The following is a 24,507-nucleotide window of genomic DNA, read 5'->3' as shown; positions in this document are numbered from 1 at the left end:
TCGGCATTCCGGGGGACGGCGCAGGAATGACACTGTTGCGGCTTGACACCGGACCGCGCGATTTCGCCAACCTTTCCGCGCGTGAGATCGAGACGGCGAGGCGAACGACGCTCTTGCCCCTCGACCATATCCGTGCGGCGGGCTAGTTTCTTCCGCTGACAGCGGAGAACACCTTGAGCAATACGGACAAATCGAGAACAGCAGCAACCGGCACACGGATTGTCAGTGCTGGACGTCGCAAGGAATGGACCGGCCCGGTCGTCAATCCGCCGGTCTGGCGCGCCAGCACGCACCTTTACGAGAATACCGCGGCACTGGCCGAGGGACCGCGCCGCAATGAGGATGGGCGTTTTTTCTATGGCCGCCGCGGCGCGCCCACGCAATGGGCGCTTAGCCAAGCGTTGACCGAGCTTGAAGCGGGCGCGGAGGGCACAGTGCTTTATCCCTCCGGCGTGGCGGCCATTGCCGGAGTCATGCTGACGCTGCTGAAGCCGGGTGACGTCGTGCTTATCAGCGACAATGCTTATGATCCCACGCGCACAATAGGAAAGGGCCTGCTAAGCGATCTGGGCATCGAACCGCGCTTTTTCGACCCCTTAGACATAGGCGCTTATGAAGCGCTGTTTTGCGAGCACACGCGCGCCGTGCTGCTGGAAGCGCCCGGCAGTCTGTCCATGGAAATCTGCGATCTGCCGGAACTGGCCCGGATCGCCCGCAGCCGCGGCGCGGTGTCGGTGCTGGACAATACCTGGGCCAGCTCGCTCGGCTTCCGGGCGCTGGAGCAAGGCATCGACATTTCGGTGATGGCCTTGACCAAGCATGTCGGCGGCCATTCCGACCTGATGATGGGCAGCGCCAGCGCGGGGCCGGAGCTTTACGGCCACCTGCGCCAGCGTGCGCAGCAACTGGGCACAGTGGTTTCACCTGACGACGCGGCGCTAGCCTTGCGCGGCCTGAGAACGCTGCACTTGCGCCTCCAGCACGAAACCGAGGCGGCGCTGCAGATCGCGCAATGGCTGTCGCGGCGGACGGAAGTGGCGCAAGTGCTCTGCCCGATGCTGCCCGGCGCGCCGGGGCACGATTTGTGGAAACGCGATTTCATGGGTGGATGCGGATTGTTCAGTTTTGTCTTCAAGGGTGGGACAGCGGCGGCACGCAATCGCTTCGTCGATGCGCTTAAACTGTTCGGCATCGGCTATTCCTGGGGTGGTTACGAAAGCCTCGCATTGCCGATTGAGCCAGCGAATTACCGCAACCGGATGGCCTGGCCGCCCGCGCCCGGCGATGCGCGTGACCGTCATGGCGTGCGACTGGCGATCGGGCTGGAAGACGCCAATGACCTGATCGCCGATATCGAGCAGGCGCTCATCGCTTGGGCGGCCGGATGATCGGTCTGCTGACCGCCGCGGCCAGCCAGCCGCCACCGCTCGATACCGGCACTGCAGTCCCCGCGCCGACCGCCACCGTAACGCAAGTGGTGGTCGAACAACCCGTCGCCGGCGCTGAAGGACTGAAGAACGTGGTCGCGGCGCGCAGCGAGTCGATAGGCGATGTGATCGATACGCTGGATAGTCTGGCGGTGAAGGTCGGCCACACGCGCGTCTCGGTCTGGGATATGGTGGTGATCATGCTCGTCCTTGTCATCGTGCTCACGGTGGCGTGGACGGCAAGCAAGCTGGCTCACCGCCTGATCTCGCGCGCTACCCGCCTTGATCTGACGCAGCGCTTGCTGATCGAGAAGATGGTGGGTCTGTGCATATGGGTCATCGCCATCCTTGTCGGCATTGACGTGCTCGGCATCGACCTGACGGCGCTGACGGTATTTTCCGGCGCTTTTGGGCTGGCGATCGGCTTCGGCCTGCAGAAGACTTTCGGCAACCTGATCGCCGGCATCATCCTGCTGATGGACAAGTCGATCAAGCCGGGCGACGTGATCGCCATAACCGACCAGGGCGGCAAGTACACCTTCGGCCAGATCCGCCGCATAGGTATCCGTGCCGTTTCGCTGACCACGCGCGATCAGAAAGAATACCTGATCCCCAATGAGAACCTGATGATTAATCAGGTGGAAAACTGGTCCTATTCCAGCAAGAACGTGCGCATCCAGGTCCCCGTGGGCGTGGCCTATTCCTCAGACATCGCCAAGGCCGAAGAACTGATGCTGGAGGCCGCGCGTGCCGCAAAGCGGGTGCTCAAAACTCCACCGCCCACGGTATGGCTCGATTCCTTCGGCGAGAGCAGCGTCAATTTCGTCATCCATTGCTGGATCACGGACCCGGAAGAAGGGATCGGCAACGTTCGCTCGGAAGTGCTCAAGGCGCTGTGGCGCCTCTTCCACGAACACGGCATCGAAATCCCCTTCCCCCAGCGCGACCTCACCCTGCGCAACAGCGAAGCCCTGCGCGCGCTGCTAAAGGCGCTGCGGGAAGGTTAGAGCGGCGGCGAAAGGGGCCTTTTCCTTACCAAACAAGCCAGGACAGAGCTGGCCTATTCCGCCGGGTCGGCAGGCAGGTAGAGTTCGTTGCCCTTTTCCTTGTAGATCTTGCTCATCTCTTCCATTCCGGCTTCCGCATCCTCGGCGGCGAGGAAGCCGGTGCTTTCCTGGTTCTGTTTCGCCGCGAAGTCGCGGACTTCCTGAGTGATCTTCATGGAGCAGAACTTGGGTCCGCACATCGAGCAAAAGTGCGCGGTCTTGGCGCCCTCGGCAGGGAGGGTCTGATCGTGATACTGCTCGGCGGTGTCGGGATCGAGCGAGAGATTGAACTGGTCGCGCCAGCGGAACTCGAAGCGGGCGCGGCTCAGTGCATCGTCGCGAACTTTGGCGGCGGGGTGGCCCTTGGCGAGGTCGGCAGCGTGAGCGGCGAGTTTGTAAGTCACCACGCCGACCTTCACGTCATCGCGATCGGGCAGGCCCAAGTGCTCCTTAGGCGTGACATAGCAGAGCATCGCCGTGCCGTACCAGCCGATCATGGCGGCGCCGATGCCGCTGGTGATGTGGTCGTATCCCGGCGCAATATCCGTCACGAGCGGCCCGAGAGTGTAGAATGGCGCCTCCCCGCAAGCGGCGAGTTGCTTGTCCATGTTCTCCTTGACCTTGTGCATCGGCACGTGGCCAGGGCCTTCGATCATCACCTGCACGTCCTGTTCCCAGGCGCGCTTCGTCAATTCCCCCAGCGTGTAAAGCTCGGCGAACTGCGCCTCGTCGTTAGCGTCGGCGATCGAGCCGGGACGCAGGCCATCGCCCAGCGAGTAGGCGATGTCGTACGCTTTCATGATCTCGGTGATCTCATCGAAGTGCTCGTAAAGGAACGACTCCCGGTGGTGTGCAAGGCACCACTTGGCCATGATTGAGCCCCCGCGGCTGACGATGCCGGTTACGCGCTTGGCGGTCAGCGGGATGTAGGGCAGCCGAACGCCAGCATGGATCGTGAAGTAATCGACACCTTGCTCGGCCTGTTCGATCAGCGTGTCGCGGAATATCTCCCAGGTCAGTTCCTCGGCGATGCCGCCGACCTTCTCGAGCGCCTGGTAGATTGGCACGGTGCCGATCGGAACTGGAGAATTGCGCAGGATCCACTCGCGGGTGTCGTGGATGTTTCGCCCCGTCGAAAGGTCCATGACAGTGTCGGCGCCCCAACGGATCGCCCAGACCATCTTGTCGACCTCGTTCGCCACATCCGAAGCGACGGCCGAATTGCCAATATTGGCGTTGATCTTGACCAGGAAGTTGCGGCCGATCGCCATCGGCTCGCTTTCGGGGTGATTGATATTGGACGGAATGATGGCACGGCCGCGTGCGACTTCCTCGCGCACGAATTCGGGAGTGACGTAATCGGGGATGGCCGCGCCCCAGTCCTGTCCGTCGCGCACGTAATCCTTGAGCATCTCGCGGCCGAGGTTCTCGCGCGTGGCGACGTATTCCATCTCGGGCGTGATGATTCCACGCCGTGCGTAATGCATCTGGCTGACGTTCATGCCCGCCTTCGCGCGCAAAGGACGCTCAACCACATTTGGAAACGCCGGGACGCCGCCCGAGCGGTCCGGTCCGAGCTTGCCGTTGTCCTCCGGCCTGACTTCGCGCGCGCCGTATTCCTCCACATCGCCGCGCGCCATGATCCATTCGCGACGGAGCTGCGGCAAGCCGGCAGAAATGTCGATCACGGCTTCGGGATCGGTATAAGGGCCGGAGGTGTCATAAACCCGCACCGACGGTTCGCCGCTCGAAGGCTCGAGGCTGATCTCGCGCATGGCGACGCGCCGGTCGCCGACGTGGATCTTGCGCGATCCGCGGATGGGGCCGGTGGTGACGCCGATCTCGAGCTTTGAGTTGATGTCCGCCATGCGCTTCTCTCCTGGGGCGGATCGAAAGCGGATTGCCCGCACGCGGCGGTCCACTCCCTCCGCCCGTGCTAACGGGTTCAGGTTCGACGGGTCGTGCGGAGCATACCCGCACCTCTCAGGCTTTCTGCCCACATTCGAAACGTCGATGTGGGCGGCTGCCTCCCCGGGGTTCGACGGCGGACAATAGACGGGCGATTGCTGCCCGTCTAGGCTCATGCGCAAAGATGCCGATGCTCTATCGCCTGGATGCCACTGCCGACGCGGTTAGCCGCGCCTTCGGCGCTCGGGCGGGAGACGATCCATGGGCGGGCGGGCATGTCGCACCCGGCCGCTTTGCGCCCGTCATAACCGCCGGCCGTGAGTTCATCGCCGGTCCGCGTCCTGCCGGTCGCCCCCTGGAAGCACGCATGGTTCCCCGCCTCTGGGGCGTGCCCCCTCCGTTCTCCATGCTCGATGCGGGAGGACAAAACATCTTGACCGTGCGCAATCCCGATAGCCCGTTCTGGATCGGCAATCTTAGGAACAGCGAGTTTCGCTGCCTGGTCCCCGCCACGGCATTTATGGAATGGGGCCGCTCTTCGCCTAAGGACGGCAAGCGGCGCCAGTGCTGGTTTTCCTGCACCGATCAGCCGGTTTTCGTCATGGCAGCCGTATGGAAAGACAGCGAGATCCCCGGCTTTGCGCTTCTCTCCTGCAAGGCGAACGCAACGTTGCGGACGGCGGGACGAGAAACTATGCCGGTGATACTCTCGCCCGATCCGACCGCGCGCGACCTTTGGCTGCATGGTAGCTGGGACCGGGCTCAAAAATTGATCGCGCCTTATTCCTCCTCGCTCATGGAGATGTCAGAAATGGAGCGCGCTCATCGCGATCAGCGCAAGACCAATCAGGATCGAACACCAAGTCCATAGCTTCGACAATGGCCCGAAGCGGCGCACCCAGAAAGCCAGATACACATCGGAAAAGGCGACGACTACCAGCGCTTCGACGCACATCAGCCCACCCACAACACTGAGGAGACTGGAAAGCCAATCGTAGGAAGCCCACGGGTTGGCGAGGTAGATCACCGCGCCCAGAAACAGTTCGAGCAGGCCGGTCACCAATTGCAGCGCCGGGGAAGCCGCGATCTCCTCGATCAGCTTCTGCCAGTGTCCAGGCTTCCTGAGTTCCCCCACCCCGGCGAAAAGGGCAAAAAGCCCGAGGAACAATGCAGTCCATGCCGGCGCTAATGACAGATCAGGCATTCAGTCCTCCAATCCCCTTTATCATTCGGGAAAGAATGGACCGGCATCAGCATCTCGTAAAGGCTGGGTTTTACCCGGATCTTCGCATCACCGGCCAAACCTTGCGTCCGCTTTCACGCGGCGCCATCTCCAACCGATGTCATCCACTCTGGAATCGCTGCTGACAGAAATTCGCGGCTGCCGCCTCTGTGCACCGACCCTGCCCCATGGCCCCCGCCCCGTGGTTCAGGCAGGCGAAGAAGCGCGCATCCTTATCATAGGCCAGGCGCCGGGCAGCAAGGTTCACGCCAGCGGCAAGGCATGGGATGACGACAGCGGGGACAGGTTGCGCAACTGGACCGGTCTTTCACGAGAGGCATTCTACGACCCTGCGCAGGTCGCCCACATGCCAAGCGGATTTTGCTATCCGGGCAAGGGCAATGGTGGCGACCTGCCGCCACGGCGCGAGTGCGCGCCGCGTTGGCACGGCGTGTTGCGCAGCGCACTGCCTGACGTGCACCTCACTCTACTCGTCGGCCAATATGCCCAGAAACTCTATCTTCCGAAGGGCTTTGCGCCGAACCTGACGGAGGCGGTACGCTGCTGGTCTCAAGCTCCAGAGGGACTGTTTCCGCTGCCACATCCCGCTTGGCGCAGCCGAATGTGGATGATCGCCAATCCGTGGTTCGAGAAGGAAGTGCTGCCCGCCCTGCGCAAGCGCATAAGCGCGGCGCTTCAGAAGGTATAAGCAGCGCCTACGCCGCCGAGCCATTGATTGGGATCGCCCCGAACGGATGTGTAAGGGGTGTCCCTGCCCGCGTTCAGCATGTGCGTGTATCCGGCGCCGGCGAAGAGCGAAACGCCGCCGTTGCGCATATCGCCGGAGAGGTTCCAGCCTGCGATCACGCCGGCGCTCAGGCTGTCCCATCCACCCTTTGCCCGATATTGAGGCAGCCCGCTCGCAGCGCTTTGCGCCGGGCTTACCGAATAATAATAGCGCGCATAATCGCCATCAGCGTGATGTGCGCTGACGGTAAGCATCACCAACACAGCCTTGTTCACCGGGGTGACGTAACTGACCGCGGGAGACCAGGTCATGCCTTTGTAAGCACCGTTCACGTCCCATTGCACGTCAGCCGACAAGGTCAGCGAATCGTGATCGCCGAGCAGCTTGCGAGCTGTCACGCCTCCGCTTGCACCCAGTTCGATCGCAGCGCGTAGCTTGCCCGCGGCCCGAACCACAGGATCCACGATCCGCCGGTTGCGGTTGAATGACACTGTCCCCATCGGCCCGAACGAAAAGCCGATCTTCGAATCGTGGCTATCGGGAATCAGATCAAGCGCCACCCCCGCGGGGCGCGGCGTGATGGCGATGCCGTGAACCTTACCCTCCACCATCGGAACGGGGGAAAAGACGTAATCGTTGGAACCATCATAGCTCGGCGTATAGACGCCCGCGACCGCCACCGTAAGGTGATCGCGGTCAAATACGTTGGCGGGCTGGTCCTGCGCGGCTGCGGGCAAGGCATGAACCGTAGCTATTATCGCGATCGATGCTGGCAGGGCGCGCATGGAAGCTCCTTGTTGCCAGCCCCAACGCCCCGGCTTATCCAAAAGTTGCCGAAGCGCTCCCCGATTGTCCGGTATCAACCCGTCCCTCCACTGGGCAAAGTCTCATTGCCCAGCCCCAGCTTGCGCTGCATAAGGAAAACATCGATCCATTGTCCATGTTTCCACCCCGCCCCGGTCAACGTACCAACGGGAAAGAACCCTGCCCGTGCATGCAGGACGACCGAGGCCGGTTCGGAGGCCGCAATCACAGCGAAAGCCTGGCGGTAGCCCCGCTCCTCGCAAGCGTCGATTACCGCCGCCAACAATCCGCTGCCGATGCCACGACCCAGACAATCCGGCCGGACATAAATCGATGTCTCCACACTATAGCGATAGCCTGCGTGCGGACTGTAGGAACGGGCAAATCCGAACGCCAACACTTGTCCAGCACCGTCCCGCGTGACCAGAAAGGGATAACCGCCACCAAGCACGTCGCGAATCCGTTGTCGGCATTCGGCTTCATCCGGCGGTTCGGTTTCGAGCGTCGCCGTACTTTTAAGTACATAATGCGCATAGATTTTCGTGACGGCCGCAGCATCGTCGAGCAACGCGTCGCAGATCATCAGTTCGTCCATCATCAAATATGACAATGCCGCAAAGCAACATGGAAGCCAAGTTGCAGCATGGCCACGCGATCCCTAAACGAGAAAACAATGCAACCGGACACCTGCGATATCGCGATCCTGGGAGGCGGGCTGGCGGGAGGGTTGATCGCCCTGGCCCTGTCGGCGCGGCGACCCGACTTGCGCGTGATGATCGTGGAACGCGGCGAAAAACTGGGCGGCCATCATATCTGGTCATTCTTCGCCAGCGACCTTCCATCGACCGCCCAAGCCCTGGTGGAGCCGATGATAGCTGCACGGTGGGACGGATATTCGGTGCACTTTCCCAGCTTTTCGCGCGCGCTATCGACCCCTTATCGCAGTGTGACCAGCGAACGCCTCGATCTGGCCGTACGCGCCACGCTGCCGCCTGGCTGCGTGCTGACGGGCGTGGAAGTGGTTTCAGCGACGCCGGTGACGGTCGCGCTTGGCGACGGACGCAGGATCGCCGCCCGAGGCGTGATTGATGCGCGCGGCAGCAACGGCCTGCCGCATATGGGAGGAGGATGGCAGAAATTCCTTGGCCGCATGCTCTGCCTGAGCACGCCGCACGGACTTACCGCACCCATCGTGATGGACGGGCGGGTCGAGCAGGCAGACGGCTACCACTTCATTTACTGCCTGCCTTTTTCGCCCACCGAAATCTTTGTCGAGGACACGTATTACTCGGATTCTCCGATGCTTGACGTTCCCAAGCTGGGCCGTCGCCTTGCCAACTATGCCGCACTACAAGGCTGGCAGGTCGAGACGATCAGCTATGAGGAAACCGGCGTACTGCCCGTAATCGCATCGGGCGATTTCGACGCCTTCTGGGCGGCTGGAGGTAATGGAGTGGCCCGCGCCGGCGCGGGCGCGGGCCTGCTTCATCCGTTGACCTCATATTCCCTTCCCGAAGCGGTAAGATTTGCCCTGCATCTTACAACGCTCGACAACTTCTCCGGCAGCAGCCTAGAAAGGGCCAGCCATGCATGGGTCGCGGATCACTGGCGCCGGGGGCGCTTCTATCGAATGTTGAGCCGTATGCTCTTCGGCGCGGCCCGCCCCGACGTGCGCTGGCGGGTGCTGGAGCGTTTCTATCGCTTGCCGGAGCCGTTGATTGAACGTTTCTACGCCGGTCAATCCACTCTGACCGATCGGTTGCGCATATTGGCAGGCAAACCACCGGTGTCAGTGACCGCCGCGTTGGCCAGCCTGGCGGGATACGGGCGTCCACTGGCGGATCTTGCATGAAGCGGGCCTGCATCATCGGCGCAGGATTTGGGGGACTAGCGCTTGCCATCCGCCTGCAGAGCGCCGGCATTGACACCACTCTGATAGAGGGTCGCGACAAAGTGGGCGGGCGCGCTTATGTGTGGCAGCGTGACGGCTTCACTTTCGACGCCGGCCCCACTGTCATCACTGACCCGGATTGCCTGCGCGAGCTATGGGCCCTTTCCGGCCATGAAATGGCGCACGATGTCGAACTGATGCCGGTTTCGCCCTTCTACCGGCTCAACTGGACTGACGGGACCGTGTTCGATTACTCGAACGACGAGCCTGCTTTGCTTCGCGAAATCAGCCGCGTCGCGCCGCAAGATCTTGCTGGTTACGATGAATTCGTGCGTTATTCCGCCGCCGTCTGGCAGGAAGGTTACGTCAAACTCGGGCACGAAGCATTCCTCGATTTCGCCAGCATGGTAAAGGCGGCGCCCGCGCTGGCGCGTTATCAAGCCTGGCGCTCCGTCTATTCGATGGTCTCGCATTTCGTGAAGGATGAGCACCTGCGCCAAGCGCTTTCGTTTCACACACTGTTGGTGGGCGGCAATCCGATGACCACCAGCGCGGTCTACGCACTGATCCACAAGCTGGAAAAGGACGGCGGCGTGTGGTGGGCCAAAGGCGGCACTAATAAACTGGCGGAAGCTATGGCCGGCCTGTTCGAGCGGTTGGGGGGTGAAATCCGGCTGAGCGACAAGGCTGTGCGTATCGAGACGCTGGGCGACCACGTCACCGAAGTGGAAACCGAAAGCGGCTGGAAACAACGTTTCGATGCCATCGCCAGCAATGGCGATCTTATGCATACATACGCCGATCTGCTCGCGGATAATCGGCGGGGGCAGGATATGGCGAAGCGGCTGGCGCGCAAGCGCTTCTCCCCCAGCCTATTCATCGTCCATTTCGGACTTGAAGGAACGTGGCCCGGCATCCCCCACCACACCGTCCTGTTCGGTCCGCGTTACAAAGGGCTTCTGGACGACATCTTCGAGCATGGCGTGCTCCCGCGCGATTTTGCCGTTTATCTCCACCATCCCACCGTCACTGATCCATCGATGGCGCCGCCAGGCAAGAGCACGTTCTATGCGCTGGTGCCAGTCGCCAACCGGGGCAAGCTGCCGATCGACTGGGGCCAGGTCGGCCCGGAGTTGGAACGTCGCGTGCTGGCGGAAGTGGGTCGCCGCCTGATTCCCGACATCGATGACCGCATCGTCACCAAGTTCCATTACGCCCCGCCCGACTTCGAGGCGGACCTTGGCGCATGGAAAGGCAATGCCTTCAGTCTCGAACCGCTCCTTACGCAAAGCGCCTATTTCCGCGGCCACAATCGCGACGACAAACTCAAGAACCTGTATCTGGTGGGCGCCGGAACGCATCCCGGCGCCGGGATTCCCGGCGTCGTGGGAAGTGCCAAGGCGACCGCGAAACTCATGCTGGAGGACCTGCGTTGAAACGTCTTGCCGTCTATTGCGGCTCTGCCACCCCAGCCGATCCATGCTACATTGACCTGGCGCGCGAAGTCGGGGCAGCGCTGGCCCGGCTGGGCATCGGGATCGTCTATGGCGGTGGCAAGTTAGGACTGATGGGGGCGCTGGCTGAATCCGCACTGGCGGCGGGGGGCGAGGTCATTGGAGTGATTCCCGAAGCCCTGGTGCGCGGTGAAGTAGCTAACCATGATTGTGAATTAACGATCGTTTCCACGATGCACGAACGCAAGGCGGCCTTCACCCGACTTTGCGAAGGATTCCTCGTTCTGCCCGGCGGGGTCGGCACGATGGATGAGCTGTGGGAAGCGGTAAGCTGGGCGCAGCTGGGTTATCACAACAAGCCGATCGGCATTCTCAACGCCTGCGGCTTTTATGACGGATTGCTGGAATTCAATCGCCACATGGCTGAAGTCGGCTTCGTGCGACCTCAGCACCAGGGCATCATCATGGCCGAAAGCGAGCTGGACCTCCTGCTGACGCGGATGCGCGGGCATGAGCCGGTCACATCGATTGCGCAAATGAACCCGGATACACTCTGATAGTCATGGTGAAATATGACCGCGCCGCTCTGGTCGCCGCCGCGCGTGGTTCCATCCGCAAGGGCTCGAAGAGCTTCGCAGCCGCCAGCCGATTGTTTGATCGCACCACGCGTGAGCGGGTCTGGCTGCTCTACGCCTGGTGCCGCGCCTGCGACGATATCGCCGATGAGCAGGAGCACGGCCGGACGATAGTTCATGCGACAGTTGGCACAAGGCTCGCACCCGAAAACCGGCTTGCAACCATCCGTACGCTCACGGAGCTGGCCCAGGCCGGAGAGGAAACCGGCACCGTCGCGTTTGACGCGCTTGGCCAGCTTATGCGCGAAGTACCGCTATCTCCTGCCATGGTGGAGGATGTGCTGGCCGGCTTTGCTCTGGATGCGGCCGGATGGCGCCCCCGCACGGAGGCAGACATGCTGCGATATTGCTATCATGTCGCCGGTGCGGTGGGGGTAATAATGGCGACTGTCATGGGCGTCCCCCCGGACGACGAGGACGTTCTCGACCGAGCCTGCGATCTCGGCATCGCCTTCCAACTCACCAACATCGCGCGGGACGTATGGGAAGATCATGAAACGGGGCGCTGCTATCTGCCGGCGGAATGGCTGGCCGAGGCGGGCATAGACCCCTGCGCAATCGCCAGTCTGCGCAATCGCGCGGCGCTGGTATCAGTAGTGGCGCGCGTTTGCGCTCTTGCGGGCCAATACAGGGCTTCGGCCCGCGTCGGTGCCGCCCGGCTCGCCTTCCGGCAACGCTGGGCCGTGCTTTCCGCCGCTAACATCTACGGTGCGATTGACCACAAGGTTAAGCAACTGGGCGCGCGGGCCTGGGACCAGCGGATCGGCACCGGCGCCCTGGAGAAAATGGGCCTTGTGGCCGCCGCCTTTACCGAATCCCACCGGCAACCGCTTCCCGCACCCCGCCTGCCACTCTCACGCGGGGAGTTGGCGAGTGCGATCGTGGCAACGGTTGATCCCTGAACGGCAAGGATTGCTCGCTTCGGGAGCCGCAAACGTTGCGATGCGTTGTGCTTCGTATAAAGAACCCGGAGGATGCCATGCTTTTCACCATCGCCGCCATTCTGTTCATCCTGTGGCTGCTAGGTTTCCTTGTTTTCAAGGTTTCTGGGGCGCTGATTCATCTGCTGCTGGTGGTTGCGATCATAGTCGGCCTCGTGCAGCTTTTCAGAGGGCGGCGCGTATAGCGCCCCCTTCAGTGCGTGGTCGAAGACAGCACGTTCTTATAAAAGCCTGGAGGGTTCACGCGGCGGAACAGCCGGCCCCGCTCAGAATAGACCACCAGCGCCAGAGCGATGATCCCGCAAACAAGCATCGCCGCCATTAACGGACGCGGTGAGCCGTCGAAGGCTTGACCGATCGCGGCGCCCAGAACGGCCCCTACTATCACCCGGACGAATGCCATTACCGAAGCCGCCGCCCCGGCATAGCGAGCGAAAGGCTGCAACGAGATGGCCTGAAAATTCGCGCCAATGAAGCTCATCATGCACATGCTGGCCGTCATCAATGGAGCGAATGTCCAGAAACCTTCTCCGCGCTCCGCGAGGATGAGGTGCCCTACGGCAATGACGATGTACATCAATAGGGCCGTATGCGAGACGCGCCTGGCGCCGAACCTTTCGACAATGCGGGAATTGGCGAAATTCGTGCTCGCCATGACCATTGCCATCATGCCGAAAGCCACCGGAAACAGCAGACCCAGGCGAAAATGTTCGCCCACTAGCTGCTCAGCGCTGTTGATATACCCGAACAGCGCCCCCTGCACGAAGGCCGCCCCCAGATAATAGCCGAAGGCATCGCGCTGCATAAGCGCTTGGACCATGTTGCGGCCGATGACGGAGGGTCGGATCGGTTGACAGAACTCCGTTCGCAGTGTTTCGGGCAACCGCGCGAGGGTCCAAAGCCATACCACCGCGCCGACCACTGCCATGATCCCGAATATCCACCGCCAGCCGGCTATGAACAGCACGGTCTGACCCAGCATCGGCGCGATCATCGGCACAATCATGAAGATCATCGATATCAGCGACTGCGTGCGCGCCATCTGATCGCCCTCGTAACGATCGCGCAGGATCGTCATCGGCATGACCATCATCGCCGAACTGAAAAGCCCCATCAGCGCGCGTGCCGCGAGAAGGAGCGTGAAACTGCCGGCGACCGCGCAGACAATCGAGCACAGGGCGTAGGCGCAAAGCCCCGTCAAGACGACCGGCCGGCGCCCAAAGCGATCGGCCAGGGCGCCGGGCACCAAAGTCCCAATGCCGCTGCTTATCATGAACACGCCAATCACAAGCTGGCGTACGTTGGGATCGACAACATTGAGATCGCGCGCGATCACGCCCAGCGCGGGCAGCATCACGTCGATTGCAAGCGATTGCAGGGCCTGAAAAGCCGCCATCATCGCGAGAAACTCGACTTGATGTAAAGGAAAGTCGACTGGCCTGTCCGTAGGGGAATCCATTCGCGCCCGCATGCCGCAAGCTGAAACGCTTGGCCAGCGGTTTGAGCCGAATGATAGCGCTTTTTCCTCACGCGGGACTATGTTGGACCATCATGTCGACGCGCGAGGCAGAATCGGACGGGGAGGGAGAAGCAGGAGGGCTGCGCAAGATCATTCATATCGACATGGATGCCTTCTACGCCAGCGTCGAGCAGCGCGACGATCCTGATCTGCGCGGCAAGCCTGTGGCGGTGGGCGGCTCGTCAGGGCGCGGTGTGGTGGCAGCGGCAAGTTATGAAGCGCGGGCATTCGGCGTGCACTCTGCCATGCCTTCGGCGCGTGCGGTGCGGCTGTGTCCCGACTTGATCTTTCGCAAGCCTCGCTTCGACGTATACCGGCAAGTGAGCGAGCAGATCCGCGCGATCTTCCTGGAATACACCCCGCATGTCGAACCGCTCTCGCTTGACGAGGCATATCTCGACGTGACCGCCGACCTGAAAGGCATCGGCTCGGCCACTCGCATCGCGGAGGATATCCGCCGCCGCATCAAGGCCGAGACGGGCCTGACGGCCAGCGCCGGGGTCAGCTACAACAAGTTCATCGCCAAGCTCGCCAGTGACCAGAACAAGCCCGACGGTCTTTGCGTGATCCGCCCCAACGAGGGTGCGGCTTTCGTCGCCGCGCTGCCAGTACGCCGCTTTCACGGCGTGGGGCCGCGCGGCGCAGAGAAGATGGCGCGCCTGGGCATAGAGACCGGCGCGGACCTGGTCGCCAAGGACCTGGCCTTCCTGCGGGCCCATTTCGGCAGCTTCGCCGAATACCTCTATCGTGCCGCCCGAGGCGTGGACTTACGGCAGGTACGAGCTAACCGCCCCAGGAAATCGATCGGCGGAGAGCGCACGTTCTTTGAGGACATCGAAGAGCCGGAAGCGCTGCGCGAAACCATGGATCACATTGTCGATGTAGTATGGGAACGTATCGAGCGTGCGCAGGGACGCGGCCGCACGATCACGCTCAAACTGCGCTACGCCGACTTCAAAACTCTCACCCGCGCCCGATCGCTGCCCCATTTCGTAACCGAAAAAAGCGAGTTCTCCACGATCGGTCACGCCTTGCTGGAGGACCTGATGCCCCTACCCCAGCCGATCCGTCTTATGGGTCTGACCCTGTCGGCGTTGGAACAGGGCGAGCGACAGGTAGCGCGGGAAAAGGATGGCCAGCTGTCGCTGCTGTGAACCCGGAATATCTCCATTATCTCAGCACTGCGCACACCTGCAGATATTCGGACACGCGCATGGACATCGGTTCCGGTAATGCGTCGCACGCGAAGAAGCCCACTTGAACGATTTCCCGACCATCCGCTTGCGGCCGATCGAACGTCGCGCCGATGACAGCGTGCACTCGGTTGACGGCGCCTTGCAGATACTCTTCGGTTACCGCAAGCAGACGTGGATCAAGGAGGGCACATCCGGTCTCCTCCCTCAATTCACGCACGGCGGCACCCAGCGGATCTTCGCCGCGGCGCAGGCCGCCGCTGGGGGGCATCCATGTTCCCGATCCATAGGAATGACGGACAAGCAGGATGCGGCCGCATGCATCGAATGCCAACACGCGCACGCCCTCGACCTTCCGACGTCGCACGCGCCATATCCGTCGCCTGACCCTGTACGCGAGCCGATAGAGCGTCTGGTGGACCGGTGCGGGCAGCTGCTTTAACAGAAACACGTCACCTTGTGTCGTGCCGCGCGCAGTAGGCGTGCGACTGGCAGGTCATGTTTACCGTCCGCCGCTGCTTCGAACGTGGCCCGCTTTTCAGGTCCCCGAATCACAAAAACGATCTCGTCGCTGTCAGTAAGCGCGGGGATGGTCAGGCTCAAGCGATCAAACGGCGCCTCAGGTGGAAGCGGATCGGGAGTCAGGCGACGCACCGGCCAAGAATCATTGGCTTTCGGATCGGTGTTCGGAAATAGCGAGGCCACGTGTCCGTCAGCGCCCATACCCAGCCAGGCGATCGCAAAGTGCGGCGGCTGCGCATCCTCGGACAGCGCAACGGTCGTGGCCCCCAACGGCTCAAACCGGGCGCGAATCCTCCCGATGTTGCTGGCAGGATGATCCTCATTGACCATGCGATCATCGCCCGGCCAGATGGATACCCGCTCCCATGGCAGGTCCTCCCGCACCAGCCGGTCGAAGATCGGGAACGGCGTCGAGCCGCCCGGCACTGTCACCGCGATTTCCGGCGAGGTAGCCAGGGCGGCACGCAAACGTTGGGCGAACCATGCGGCGATCGCCGCCTCGTCGGCATTTTCAATCATTTCCAGCCTGGGCATGCGGGAGATGTAGCACTCCCCCACGCCGCGCGAAACGCTTCAGGCCAGAATTTCGCGCAGGAACCAGGCGCGCTGTTCGGCCTGATCGGTCCAATCGTCGATAATACCGTCCGTGGCGTTATCTCCCGCCTCGCCGGCCAGTTCCTTCGTCGCCTTCAACCTCGCCACATAGGCGGTATTATCCTCGAACAGCTGGCGGACCATCTGCATGGCATTAAGGTTCGTATCATCCTCGTCTTTGACGGTGGTCTTGGCGCTGATGGAACCGATTGACGTCAAGGTCCTGCCGCCCAGCTTGCGCACACGTTCCGCTATCAGGTCAGTCAGCGCGAAGATTTCTGTGGCATGCGCGTCGAACAGAAGATGGAGATCGTGGAATTGAGGGCCGCGCACGTGCCAGTGGAAGTTCTTGGTCTTCACGTAAAGCGCGAAGGTATCCGCCAGCAACCCGTTGAGGCTGTCTATAAGCGCGGCTTTCGAGTTGTCCTTAGCAGCCATGGTGCGTGTTTCCTTTGTGGTGCGTCGTGAACATTCTGGCGATTCACAACGCGGATCGGAAGGACAGGTTCGATAGCAAATTCCGATCAGACAAGGTTGAATATCTCAAGGACCGCCGCCAAAGCCGCAAGCACCAGCGCCGCACCGACGATCCGCCGTGTCCACCGCGCTGCAGGCGTGGAAAACAGATGTGGCTGAAACCACGCGAAAGCTACCAGTGCCGATCCTCCCAGCACGCCGGCCAGACCGGCTGGAACCGGGCCTGCAAGCCCCACTCCCATGCCGAAGACCAGAAAGCGCGGCGCATCTGCGATCTGGTGCATCAACAGCACCAGCAACAGCGCCCCGAGCGAGTTGGTCGGTTCGCGTGGATCGGGGCGCGGCGCCCACGCCATCGACTCCAATCCGGCCAAGCCAAGCGCAATGGCGGCGAAGATCTGGCGAGCCGGCGGTGGCAATTCGGCCAGCATCAACGCCGCCGCCCATCCCGCGAGGGCCCCTGCCAAGACTGCCGACAGCAGGGCCACAATCAGCACGCCCGGCCGCGCGCCTTGCCTTTGCGTCAGTCCGGCCACGATGACCTGATCGCGCGCGCCGATGCCCGCCAGAAGCACGGCCATCAGCGTCAGGTAAAATGCCGGCACCGCTTCTCGCCGTGCCTCAGGCGGTCTTTTGACAGGCGACGATCGTAGCGATGACGTTGGCGGTATCGCTGGGGTCCCGAACGCAGATGGTGTCGAGCCCCATGGCTTTGGCCGGATAGTCGTTGCCGCCGGGGAAGATTGCGTCGCCTATGAACAACATGTCGACATGTGCCACGCCGCTGTGTTCGGCTAAGCGCTTCAGCCCCCAAGCCTTATCCACGCCTGGTTGAGTGACATCCACTGAGGTCGCCCCGCCCAGATTGATGGAGACATCCGGTAGACGCCGGATAAGGTCGGCCTGAATCACCTTGCGCTTCGCAAAGTCCGGGTCCCAGACTTCCTTGGCATGGAGCGGCGCCTGCTGGCCCAATGCCGAAAAGGTGATCTGGCTGCCGCGGTCCTCTATCCGCTCACCCCAAGTCTCTTCGGGTGTAAAGCCCGTGGCGGCCAGAGCCGCATCGAAAGCATCGAGAATCTTGCGCTTCTGCGCTTCGGTGAAAAGCTCTGCATAAACGGGGTTCCATCCGCCCTCGCGATGGACATAGAGCTTAGCGCCGCTGGTCGGCATCATCCAAAGGCGGGAAAGGTCGGCGTGAGCCGGCAGGCGGCTGGCCACCTGCTTGTCAAACTGAGGCCAATCCCCGCCCGAGATTACCGCGACTTGCGCCACGGTCAGAAGCTGGGCCATCAGTTCGGCCATCTCATCCGTCAACGGCTGCTTGCTCAGCGCCAGGGTTCCGTCGAGATCGAACGCCACGATATTCTTCATTCAAAACCTTTCGCGTAAAAAGCGATTCTGTTGCCGACGCACTTCAGGCGTAGCGCAATTGCTCGCGCGATCCACCATCTCTGGCAGGCTCAGATGTCATGCCGATTTCGGATTCGCAACCGTGACACTCTGGAACCTGTCCGCAGACGGATCGTTCGATCCATCGCCCGGTCCCACAGGTCGCGCAAGACATCGCAACTGCCATCATCGCGGGACCCTCGGGGTGGCCATTCATTATCTAAGGTGCAAGACTAACTGCAATGACCGATCCGAGCGATAGCCTATCGCTGGCGGAACAAGCCACCGCCCAGCGTGATCTTCCCCCGCCCCCGCCATTGCGAATTGCGCCTCAAACCGCGCTTTTCCTCGATTTCGACGGCACTCTTGTCGATATTGCCGACAGGCCGGATGAGGTCGTGGTGCCAAACGGTCTGCCCAAAATGATAAAGGAGCTTGCCGACCGCCTGGACGGCCGGCTCGCGATCGTTACCGGCCGCTCGCTCACCGCGCTTGATGCCTTGTTGGGCCCCTTGCCTGTCGCTGTGGCCGGTTCTCACGGGGGCGAGTTTAGACCAGCGGGCTCCAACGCAGTGCGCGCACTCGCTGAACCGCTGCCCGCGGTGGTCGCGGAAGCGCTGGTGGCTTTTGCGAAGGCGAACGGTGGCCTGTTGGTCGAGGCCAAACCCTTCAGCATGGCCGTCCATTATCGGCGCCATCCATCCGTGTTCGACAACCTTCTCACCTGTGCCGAAGGTATCGCATCCGAATATGGCCTGGCGGTGAAGCACGGCAAGCAGGTGATCGAACTGGTCATGCCTGGATCGAACAAGGACAATGCCGTAATCCAGTTCATGGAGCGCCCCGAGTTTGCGGGCACTTTGCCGCAGTTTGTCGGCGACGATATGACCGATGAGGACGCGTTTCACGCCGTCATAGGTTTCGGCGGCGGAGGCGTGCTCGTAGGCCATATGCGGCCCACCGCGGCACGCTGGCGCCTGGAAAACGTCGCCGCTGTGCACAGCTGGCTAAGCTCAGCCCTCATTGCGGGCGAAGAGGCATGAACGAGCCTTATCGCAGCAGTCTGGAACTTTGGCCGATCGGCAATTGTCAGGTCAGCGGGCTTATGGACCACCGCGGCGCACTGGTATGGGGCTGCGTCCCACGCGTCGACGGCGACCCCGCTTTTTGCGCATTGATGCGAGGGGATGATGGGCAGGATGCCGGGACATGGCGTTTCGAGCTGGAAAACCAGATATCGGCCACGCAGCAATACTTGCGCAACACCCCTGTCCTCGTCACGAAGCTCGAGGATGCCAGCGGCGGCGCCGTGGAAATCTTTGATTTCTGTCCGCGCTTCCAACGCGGCGGACGCGTGTATCGCCCCGTCGCCTTCGTCCGCATCGTACGGCCCATCTCGGGCTCTCCCCGCATTCGGACCATCCTGACGCCGATGAGCGGCTACGGCGCACAGCTTGCCCAGACAACGCATGGCTCGAACCACATCCGCTACCTTGTCGAGCGCAATACCATGCGCCTGACCACGGATGCCCCGATCGGCTACCTGCTTGACGAACGCTTTTTTCGGATCGAGCGCGCGCTGCATTTCTTCCTGGGTCCGGACGAGCCGTTCAGCGGCAACGTCGAACATGATCTGGAGACCATGCTGCAACTGACCGGCAATTACTGGCGGCTTTGGGTGCGCGGGCTCGCAACACCGCTGGACTGGCAGGACGCGGTGATCCGCGCGGCCATCACACTGAAATTGTGCCAACACGAAGAAACGGGCGCCATCGTCGCGGCGCTTACCACATCGATCCCGGAAGCGCCCGGCTCCCTGCGCAACTGGGACTATCGCTACTGCTGGATCCGTGACGCCTATTACACCGTGCAGGCGCTCAATCACCTGGGCGCGCTCGACGTGCTGGAAAAATATCTCGCGTACTTGCGCAACATCGTCGATGACGCTGAAGGCGGGGCAATTCAGCCGCTCTACGCCGTCAGCGGCGCCAGGGAGATCATTGAATGGGAAGCGGCTAACCTGGCGGGCTATCGCGGCATGGGACCGGTGCGCGTGGGCAACGCCGCCTATTATCAGGTGCAGAACGATTGTTATGGCCAGATTGTCCTGCCATCGATCCAGGCATTTTCCGACCAGCGCCTGCTGCGCATCGCCAACATGGACGATTTCGCAAGCCTTGAACAAGTAGGCGAGATGGCCTGGAACACACACGATCAGCCTGACGCCGGCCTGTGGGAGTTGCGCACGCGCACCGCCGTTCACACGTATTCCGCCGTAATGAGTTGGGCTGCCTGCGACCGGCTCGCCAATGCCGCAGAACATCTTGGCCGGGCCGAGCGCGCAAAGATCTGGCGCGAACGCGCTGACGTCGTTCGCCGACACATCGATGAAGCAGCCTGGTATCAGGGACAAGGACATGACGCTTGCGGGCATTACGTCGCCACCTTCGGCGGATCGGAGGTCGATGCCAGCCTGCTGCAAATGGTCGAATTGCGCTATCTCGCGGCTGACGACCCGCGGTTCCAGGCCACGCTCAGAGCGGTGCAGAAAGCGCTGAGACGAGGCGAACACATGTTGCGCTATGATAGCGAGGACGATTTCGGATTGCCGGAAACTGCGTTCAACATCTGCACCTTCTGGCTGATCGAGGCGCTTCACCGCAGCGGCGAGGACGAAGAGGCGCGCCGCTTGTTCGAGGCGATGCTGCAACACCGGACACGATCCGGCCTCTTGAGCGAAGACATGGATTTCGAGACCGGCGAACTGTGGGGGAACTTTCCGCAGACCTATTCGCTAGTGGGCATAATCAATTGTGCCGGACAGCTGTCCCGGTCTTGGCGGGACTGGCGCTAAATTCGCCGAAAAGCTGAACGGGGAACTCGTGAATGAGCAGGCTGATCGTGATTTCCAACCGCGTGTCCGTGCCCCAGGCCGCCGGGGTGCCGGGCGCGCAGGGCGGGCTGGCTGTAGCGCTAAGTTCCGCGCTGCGCGAGCATCGCGGCATCTGGTTCGGTTGGTCCGGTCAGGAAACGGAAGAGTTCACCGGCCATCTCAATATGCAGCGGAATGAGGATGTCACCACCGCCACCGTCGACCTGGAGCCGCAGGATATAGAGGAATATTACAACGGCTATGCCAACCGCACCCTGTGGCCGCTATTTCACTACCGCATCGACCTTACCGAATATGACCGCAATTTCAGCGAAGGTTATGAGCGGGTCAACGCGCGCTTCGCGGATTCGGTTTTGCCGTTGATAGAACCCGATGATCTGGTCTGGGTCCACGACTATCACCTACTACCCTTCGGCTCGATATTGCGACAAAAAGGGGTGAGAAACCGGATCGGCCTTTTTCTCCATACGCCGTGGCCCCCCGCGCGCCTGCTGGTCTCCCTGCCGCTGCACGAGCAACTGGTCTCCTCAATGCTCGAATATGACGTGATCGGTTTCCAGACCGACGAATGGCTAGGCAGCTTTCTGCATTATGTGGAAAGGGAAATGGGGCTCACGGTGGATGAGGATGGGTCCATCGATTATAACGGACGCAAGATCATCGCCCGCGCTTTCCCGATCGGCATCGATTACACCGAGTTCGTCGAGGGTGCGAATAGCGATGAAGCGAACGTCGCGCATGATCGCCTGCGGGCCAGCATCCGCGGCCGCAAGATGCTGATCGGTGTCGACCGGCTGGATTATTCCAAAGGACTTGGCGAACGCTTCGAAAGTTTCGGACGGTTCCTTTCCGACAATCCCGATCAGGCCGGCAATGTGGTCCTTTTGCAGATCGCGCCGCCATCGCGGGAGGACGTTGCCAGCTATCAGCAAATTCGTGAGGACCTGGAACGTCGTACCGGCCACATCAACGGCGCCCATGCCGACGTGGGCTTCGTACCGATCCGCTATGTCAACAGGGGTTATTCGAGAAGAGAACTCGCCGGGTTTTACCGCGCCGCCGATATCGGACTGGTCACCCCCTTGCGAGACGGCATGAATCTGGTCGCCAAGGAATATGTCGCGGCCCAGTCGCCGGAAAATCCGGGCGTATTGATCCTTTCGCAGTTCGCTGGGGCCGCGCTTCAGCTCACGGACGCGCTTCTGGTCAATCCACACTCGGTCGAGCATGTCAGCGAAACGATCAAACGCGCCTTGGAAATGCCTTTGGCCGAGCGGCGCCAGCGCCATGAAAAGCTGCTCGCCTCCGTGCAGAACGAAGATGTCGTTCATTGGCGCGAACAGTTCATAGCCGCGTTGTTTGGAGAGGCAGGTTCCCTTACCGCGGAGCGCCCGACGCACGATCACCTCGTGTGAAGTTCCTGCGTTCCCGTCGATTTCGGGCCGCCGTATGAAAAGCCCATCTCAGGCCAAATCCCGCAATCGTCACGCAATTAGCACTCGTCTGCCACTGTTCTGACCTCTAAACCGGATACAGGAGTGGAAGCGGCACACCCGCACGTCAGACGGCAGAAGCCGCGGCGATTTACTGACAGGATTAGGGACCCGGCCGACGTCGGGCAGTGTGAACGGATATGACAACGGTTCTCTACGGCGAATGCATAGGATCGCGCGAAGCGGCGGCAGTGCGCATTTCCGAACTTGCTGACCGGGGCTGCGACCTCGAAACAGATGGCCTCGCTGCAGTTACCGACGGTGACGTTGCTTTGTGGATCGGCGCGATTGGCCCTCTTCCCGCGATCGCCATACGCAAGGATTCCTGCCACTTAGTTGTGCGGTTCAAGGAACCGCTCGATGGCCGAATCCTGGCGCATTTCAGAAGCTGATCGCCACCTCACGCCATCCATCGCCGCTCAAAAATCCTACATCCACTGCGGTACAAACGAAAGTATCCCCCAGACAAGAAAACTGTATAAGCCAGCCGGCACCGCTCGCTGGGGCGGTGTTATGGGATTTTTGGGGGCCATCAAACGAATGGAATTGTCTTTCTCGTTAGCGGGCGCGGTGGTCGGCTTCCTGGTAGGCATGACCGGCGTTGGGGGCGGCTCGCTGATGGCTCCTATCCTGATCCTTGCATTCGGCTTCGCTCCGACGGCCGCGGTCGGCACGGACTTGTGGTTTGCCGCGATCACCAAAAGCTGCGGCGGAGCGATGCACCGCAAGTTCGGATCACCGGACTGGACGATCATCGGGCGGCTCGCCGCAGGAAGTGTTCCAGCCGCTATCCTTACCGTGATCTGGCTTCATTCGCGCGCTGGCGGCAAGTTCGAATCCGTCTTTCTGCTCCGGCTGCTCGGCATCGCGCTGCTGGTGACCGCAGCGATCACCCCCTTCAGGAAAAGCATCCGAAAGCCGCTATTGCATGTGCGCAACGCGCTGGGTCCTGGCGTGCGGCGGCATCAACTCGCCATCACGGTCGCTGCCGGTGCGGTCGTCGGATCACTGGTCACTCTGACTTCGGTTGGGGCTGGGGCAATCGTGGCCCTGATCCTCACGGTTCTCTATCCGCTGCGCCTCAATACCCGCTCCCTGGTCGGCACGGATATCGTCCATGCCATACCCTTGGCTTTCGTCGCCGCGCTCGGACACCTCTGGCTTGGAAACGTGGATTGGCGCGTCCTCGCATCGCTGCTCATCGGCTCCATTCCCGGAATAGCTCTGGGATCCGTGATGACGGGGCGGATCAACGAGGCCATTATCCGCAATCTTCTGGCGGTTATGCTCGCGCTGTCAGGTTTTAAGCTGCTGCAGAGTTAGAATCCGAGGCGGCGCCTTCTTGTTCATGAATCCGGCGGGTCGGCCTTGAGAACCACGTTACGCCCGGCTTCCTTGGCCCGCAGCAAGGCATCGTCGGCCGCCCGCAAGGCTTCACGCGGGCCTGCATAGGCATGAACATCGGCGATGCCCGCTGAAAAGGTGATGCGGCCGAACGGCACGTCAGTCATACGATTGACTAGCCGGCGAGAGGCAAGCGCGGCACGTGCCTCGTCAATCAGGGCGTAAGCGTCCTCTATCAACTTGTCGCGCAGCAGGACCACGAACTCCTCCCCGCCATGGCGGGCAACGTGGCACTTGTCATCGGAAATCTCGGCCAGTGAACGCGCCACCGCACGCAGCACGCGGTCACCGGCCTCATGTCCATGTTTGTCGTTGATCCGCTTGAACTCGTCGATGTCGCAAAAGGCCACGCAAAGCGCTTCCCGGCTTTCCCGTGTCGCGGCATATTCCTGGCTGTATCGTGTTTCAAAGGCGCGACGGTTGGGCAGACCGGTCAAATGGTCGATTTCTGCCTCGGCCCGCGCGTCCGCAAGCTGCTTCTGCAACGTGCGAGTTTCGCGTTCTGAACGAGTCAATTCGCGAGCGACCTCGCGCGTGCGGGTAAGCATGTCGCGGGCAAGCGCAGTGATTTGTCCGATCACGTCCGCGCCGTCGTCAATCGCCGCAAGTCCATCGACATGCGCTTCAAGCGCAGAGTTGTAGTCGCGCGTGGCCGTTTGCGCGAGGCTTGAAGTATTCGCAAATTCATCCACCATGGTTTCGAGACGCAGAATGAGCGTGTGAATCTCCGCCGCTCCATTTTGCAAACCTTCCGTTTGGACAACGTCCTCCAGCCACGGCATGGTCACCGGACGACCTTCCGCCACCTGCACCGCGACAAGCGCACGAAGGCCGGGGTTGGCGCCTGTTACGATATCGTGAGCTGCATCCAATGTGAACGGACAGACCGGCAGATCGTGATCCATCAGGAATGTGGAGATCGCCGACAATCTCTCGAACCTGTC

26 protein-coding genes are annotated in these 24,507 nt (G+C 61.6%); 15 read left to right on the top strand and 11 right to left on the bottom strand.

The window, feature by feature from the left end:
* The first annotated feature begins 173 nt into the window (after positions 1 to 173).
* Entirely contained in the window at positions 174 to 1,388 is a 1,215-nt protein-coding gene (gene metC, locus V7D69_RS07965; protein ID WP_333605522.1) for a cystathionine beta-lyase, read from the top strand.
* Positions 1,385 to 2,434 carry a mechanosensitive ion channel family protein gene (locus V7D69_RS07960; protein ID WP_324064561.1) on the top strand — a complete coding sequence of 350 codons (1,050 nt, stop codon included), beginning with the start codon at positions 1,385 to 1,387 and terminating at the stop codon, positions 2,432 to 2,434. Before metC ends, V7D69_RS07960 begins: the two co-directional genes overlap by 4 nt.
* 53 nt (positions 2,435 to 2,487) lie before the next feature.
* Here V7D69_RS07960 and thiC read toward each other — a convergent pair whose 3' ends face one another.
* Positions 2,488 to 4,341 (bottom strand): phosphomethylpyrimidine synthase ThiC, encoded by a 1,854-nt coding sequence (gene thiC, locus V7D69_RS07955; RefSeq protein WP_324064560.1) that lies wholly within the window; start codon positions 4,339 to 4,341, stop codon positions 2,488 to 2,490.
* A gap of 230 nt (positions 4,342 to 4,571) precedes the next feature.
* Here thiC and V7D69_RS07950 point away from each other — a divergent pair, with 230 nt between their 5' ends.
* Positions 4,572 to 5,252, top strand: a complete 681-nt coding sequence (locus V7D69_RS07950) for an SOS response-associated peptidase family protein (RefSeq protein ID WP_333605521.1) — start codon at positions 4,572 to 4,574, stop codon at positions 5,250 to 5,252.
* Here the strand turns inward: V7D69_RS07950 and V7D69_RS07945 are convergent.
* Positions 5,187 to 5,585, bottom strand: coding sequence for a hypothetical protein (locus V7D69_RS07945; RefSeq protein ID WP_333605520.1), 399 nt, complete (start codon positions 5,583 to 5,585; stop codon positions 5,187 to 5,189). The two genes, V7D69_RS07950 and V7D69_RS07945, sit on opposite strands and share 66 nt — an antisense overlap.
* Before the next feature lie 136 nt (positions 5,586 to 5,721).
* Here V7D69_RS07945 and V7D69_RS07940 point away from each other — a divergent pair, with 136 nt between their 5' ends.
* Positions 5,722 to 6,312, top strand: a complete 591-nt coding sequence (locus V7D69_RS07940) for a uracil-DNA glycosylase family protein (protein WP_333605519.1) — start codon at positions 5,722 to 5,724, stop codon at positions 6,310 to 6,312.
* Here V7D69_RS07940 and V7D69_RS07935 read toward each other — a convergent pair.
* Entirely contained in the window at positions 6,300 to 7,136 is an 837-nt protein-coding gene (locus V7D69_RS07935) for a MipA/OmpV family protein (RefSeq protein ID WP_333605518.1), read from the bottom strand. The two genes, V7D69_RS07940 and V7D69_RS07935, sit on opposite strands and share 13 nt — an antisense overlap.
* 74 nt (positions 7,137 to 7,210) lie before the next feature.
* The gene (locus V7D69_RS07930) at positions 7,211 to 7,753 is read right to left on the bottom strand and encodes a GNAT family N-acetyltransferase (RefSeq protein WP_333605517.1); all 543 of its coding nucleotides are present in this window, start codon (positions 7,751 to 7,753) and stop codon (positions 7,211 to 7,213) included.
* A 75-nt stretch (positions 7,754 to 7,828) separates the two neighbouring features.
* Here V7D69_RS07930 and crtY point away from each other — a divergent pair, with 75 nt between their 5' ends.
* The 5 genes from crtY (at position 7,829) to V7D69_RS07905 (ending at position 12,261) form a co-directional block, all read left to right on the top strand.
* Complete coding sequence (gene crtY, locus V7D69_RS07925; RefSeq protein ID WP_324060760.1) at positions 7,829 to 9,007, top strand: lycopene beta-cyclase CrtY; 1,179 nt, start codon at positions 7,829 to 7,831, stop codon at positions 9,005 to 9,007.
* Entirely contained in the window at positions 9,004 to 10,482 is a 1,479-nt protein-coding gene (locus V7D69_RS07920) for a phytoene desaturase (RefSeq protein ID WP_324060761.1), read from the top strand. Before crtY ends, V7D69_RS07920 begins: the two co-directional genes overlap by 4 nt.
* Complete coding sequence (locus V7D69_RS07915) at positions 10,479 to 11,057, top strand: TIGR00730 family Rossman fold protein (protein ID WP_324060762.1); 579 nt, start codon at positions 10,479 to 10,481, stop codon at positions 11,055 to 11,057. The genes V7D69_RS07920 and V7D69_RS07915 overlap by 4 nt, the downstream gene beginning before the upstream one ends.
* 5 nt (positions 11,058 to 11,062) lie before the next feature.
* Positions 11,063 to 12,037, top strand: coding sequence for a phytoene/squalene synthase family protein (locus V7D69_RS07910; protein WP_442947047.1), 975 nt, complete (start codon positions 11,063 to 11,065; stop codon positions 12,035 to 12,037).
* A 77-nt stretch (positions 12,038 to 12,114) separates the two neighbouring features.
* A complete protein-coding gene (locus V7D69_RS07905; RefSeq protein ID WP_324060763.1) occupies positions 12,115 to 12,261 on the top strand; it encodes a lmo0937 family membrane protein in 147 nt (48 codons plus the stop codon).
* Positions 12,262 to 12,269: 8 nt separating this feature from the next.
* Here the strand turns inward: V7D69_RS07905 and V7D69_RS07900 are convergent, their stop codons facing one another.
* The gene (locus tag V7D69_RS07900; RefSeq protein WP_324060764.1) at positions 12,270 to 13,535 is read right to left on the bottom strand and encodes a multidrug effflux MFS transporter; all 1,266 of its coding nucleotides are present in this window, start codon (positions 13,533 to 13,535) and stop codon (positions 12,270 to 12,272) included.
* 92 nt (positions 13,536 to 13,627) lie between these two features.
* On the opposite strand from V7D69_RS07900, the gene dinB reads away from it, so the two are divergent.
* Positions 13,628 to 14,749 carry a DNA polymerase IV gene (gene dinB, locus V7D69_RS07895; RefSeq protein WP_324060765.1) on the top strand — a complete coding sequence of 374 codons (1,122 nt, stop codon included), beginning with the start codon at positions 13,628 to 13,630 and terminating at the stop codon, positions 14,747 to 14,749.
* Positions 14,750 to 14,765: 16 nt separating this feature from the next.
* Here the strand turns inward: dinB and V7D69_RS07890 are convergent, their stop codons facing one another.
* The 5 genes from V7D69_RS07890 to V7D69_RS07870 all read right to left on the bottom strand — a co-directional run bounded on the left by V7D69_RS07890 (position 14,766) and on the right by V7D69_RS07870 (position 17,755).
* Complete coding sequence (locus tag V7D69_RS07890; protein WP_333605516.1) at positions 14,766 to 15,155, bottom strand: NUDIX domain-containing protein; 390 nt, start codon at positions 15,153 to 15,155, stop codon at positions 14,766 to 14,768.
* Positions 15,156 to 15,226: 71 nt separating this feature from the next.
* Positions 15,227 to 15,844 (bottom strand): 6-phosphogluconolactonase, encoded by a 618-nt coding sequence (locus V7D69_RS07885; RefSeq protein ID WP_333605515.1) that lies wholly within the window; start codon positions 15,842 to 15,844, stop codon positions 15,227 to 15,229.
* Between the two features lie 39 nt (positions 15,845 to 15,883).
* Positions 15,884 to 16,342, bottom strand: coding sequence for a Dps family protein (locus tag V7D69_RS07880; protein ID WP_324060768.1), 459 nt, complete (start codon positions 16,340 to 16,342; stop codon positions 15,884 to 15,886).
* Between the two features lie 86 nt (positions 16,343 to 16,428).
* Positions 16,429 to 16,986, bottom strand: coding sequence for a hypothetical protein (locus V7D69_RS07875; protein ID WP_333605514.1), 558 nt, complete (start codon positions 16,984 to 16,986; stop codon positions 16,429 to 16,431).
* Between the two features lie 16 nt (positions 16,987 to 17,002).
* Positions 17,003 to 17,755 carry an HAD-IIB family hydrolase gene (locus V7D69_RS07870; protein ID WP_333605513.1) on the bottom strand — a complete coding sequence of 251 codons (753 nt, stop codon included), beginning with the start codon at positions 17,753 to 17,755 and terminating at the stop codon, positions 17,003 to 17,005.
* A gap of 260 nt (positions 17,756 to 18,015) precedes the next feature.
* Between V7D69_RS07870 and otsB the strand changes: the two genes are divergently transcribed.
* The 5 genes from otsB to V7D69_RS07845 all read left to right on the top strand — a co-directional run bounded on the left by otsB (position 18,016) and on the right by V7D69_RS07845 (position 23,482).
* Complete coding sequence (otsB, locus tag V7D69_RS07865; protein ID WP_333605512.1) at positions 18,016 to 18,816, top strand: trehalose-phosphatase; 801 nt, start codon at positions 18,016 to 18,018, stop codon at positions 18,814 to 18,816.
* Complete coding sequence (locus V7D69_RS07860) at positions 18,813 to 20,627, top strand: glycoside hydrolase family 15 protein (RefSeq protein WP_333605511.1); 1,815 nt, start codon at positions 18,813 to 18,815, stop codon at positions 20,625 to 20,627. Before otsB ends, V7D69_RS07860 begins: the two co-directional genes overlap by 4 nt.
* A 32-nt stretch (positions 20,628 to 20,659) precedes the next feature.
* Positions 20,660 to 22,081 (top strand): alpha,alpha-trehalose-phosphate synthase (UDP-forming), encoded by a 1,422-nt coding sequence (gene otsA / locus V7D69_RS07855; protein ID WP_324060774.1) that lies wholly within the window; start codon positions 20,660 to 20,662, stop codon positions 22,079 to 22,081.
* Positions 22,082 to 22,299: 218 nt separating this feature from the next.
* A complete protein-coding gene (locus V7D69_RS07850) occupies positions 22,300 to 22,551 on the top strand; it encodes a hypothetical protein (RefSeq protein WP_324060775.1) in 252 nt (83 codons plus the stop codon).
* A 148-nt stretch (positions 22,552 to 22,699) separates the two neighbouring features.
* On the top strand, positions 22,700 to 23,482 hold the full coding sequence (locus tag V7D69_RS07845) for a sulfite exporter TauE/SafE family protein (RefSeq protein WP_324060776.1): 783 nt from the start codon (positions 22,700 to 22,702) through the stop codon (positions 23,480 to 23,482).
* A 23-nt stretch (positions 23,483 to 23,505) separates the two neighbouring features.
* On the opposite strand, the gene V7D69_RS07840 is transcribed toward V7D69_RS07845, so the two are convergent.
* Positions 23,506 to 24,507: GGDEF domain-containing protein (locus V7D69_RS07840; RefSeq protein WP_333605510.1), on the bottom strand; the 1,002-nt coding region annotated here is incomplete at its 5' end.

Source organism: Novosphingobium sp. (genome assembly GCF_036733805.1).
In the GTDB taxonomy this organism is placed as follows: Bacteria; Pseudomonadota; Alphaproteobacteria; order Sphingomonadales; family Sphingomonadaceae; genus Novosphingobium.
This window is presented reverse-complemented; position numbering and strand designations above follow the sequence as displayed.

Bases quoted from the DNA above. Each gene is read 5' to 3' on its own strand.
- otsA (WP_324060774.1), top strand. From the start codon at position 20,660: ATGAGCAGGCTGATCGTGATTTCCAACCGCGTGTCCGTGCCCCAGGCC.
- V7D69_RS07920 (WP_324060761.1), top strand. From the start codon at position 9,004: ATGAAGCGGGCCTGCATCATCGGCGCAGGATTTGGGGGACTAGCGCTT.
- V7D69_RS07845 (WP_324060776.1), top strand. From the start codon at position 22,700: ATGGAATTGTCTTTCTCGTTAGCGGGCGCGGTGGTCGGCTTCCTGGTA.
- thiC (WP_324064560.1), bottom strand. From the start codon at position 4,341: ATGGCGGACATCAACTCAAAGCTCGAGATCGGCGTCACCACCGGCCCC.
- V7D69_RS07850 (WP_324060775.1), top strand. From the start codon at position 22,300: ATGACAACGGTTCTCTACGGCGAATGCATAGGATCGCGCGAAGCGGCG.
- V7D69_RS07860 (WP_333605511.1), top strand. From the start codon at position 18,813: ATGAACGAGCCTTATCGCAGCAGTCTGGAACTTTGGCCGATCGGCAAT.
- V7D69_RS07945 (WP_333605520.1), bottom strand. From the start codon at position 5,585: ATGCCTGATCTGTCATTAGCGCCGGCATGGACTGCATTGTTCCTCGGG.
- V7D69_RS07960 (WP_324064561.1), top strand. From the start codon at position 1,385: ATGATCGGTCTGCTGACCGCCGCGGCCAGCCAGCCGCCACCGCTCGAT.
- V7D69_RS07940 (WP_333605519.1), top strand. From the start codon at position 5,722: ATGTCATCCACTCTGGAATCGCTGCTGACAGAAATTCGCGGCTGCCGC.
- dinB (WP_324060765.1), top strand. From the start codon at position 13,628: ATGTCGACGCGCGAGGCAGAATCGGACGGGGAGGGAGAAGCAGGAGGG.
- V7D69_RS07885 (WP_333605515.1), bottom strand. From the start codon at position 15,844: ATGCCCAGGCTGGAAATGATTGAAAATGCCGACGAGGCGGCGATCGCC.
- V7D69_RS07870 (WP_333605513.1), bottom strand. From the start codon at position 17,755: ATGAAGAATATCGTGGCGTTCGATCTCGACGGAACCCTGGCGCTGAGC.
- V7D69_RS07910 (WP_442947047.1), top strand. From the start codon at position 11,063: ATGGTGAAATATGACCGCGCCGCTCTGGTCGCCGCCGCGCGTGGTTCC.
- crtY (WP_324060760.1), top strand. From the start codon at position 7,829: ATGCAACCGGACACCTGCGATATCGCGATCCTGGGAGGCGGGCTGGCG.
- otsB (WP_333605512.1), top strand. From the start codon at position 18,016: ATGACCGATCCGAGCGATAGCCTATCGCTGGCGGAACAAGCCACCGCC.
- V7D69_RS07880 (WP_324060768.1), bottom strand. From the start codon at position 16,342: ATGGCTGCTAAGGACAACTCGAAAGCCGCGCTTATAGACAGCCTCAAC.
- V7D69_RS07900 (WP_324060764.1), bottom strand. From the start codon at position 13,535: ATGGATTCCCCTACGGACAGGCCAGTCGACTTTCCTTTACATCAAGTC.
- V7D69_RS07930 (WP_333605517.1), bottom strand. From the start codon at position 7,753: ATGATGGACGAACTGATGATCTGCGACGCGTTGCTCGACGATGCTGCG.
- V7D69_RS07905 (WP_324060763.1), top strand. From the start codon at position 12,115: ATGCTTTTCACCATCGCCGCCATTCTGTTCATCCTGTGGCTGCTAGGT.
- V7D69_RS07935 (WP_333605518.1), bottom strand. From the start codon at position 7,136: ATGCGCGCCCTGCCAGCATCGATCGCGATAATAGCTACGGTTCATGCC.
- V7D69_RS07950 (WP_333605521.1), top strand. From the start codon at position 4,572: ATGCTCTATCGCCTGGATGCCACTGCCGACGCGGTTAGCCGCGCCTTC.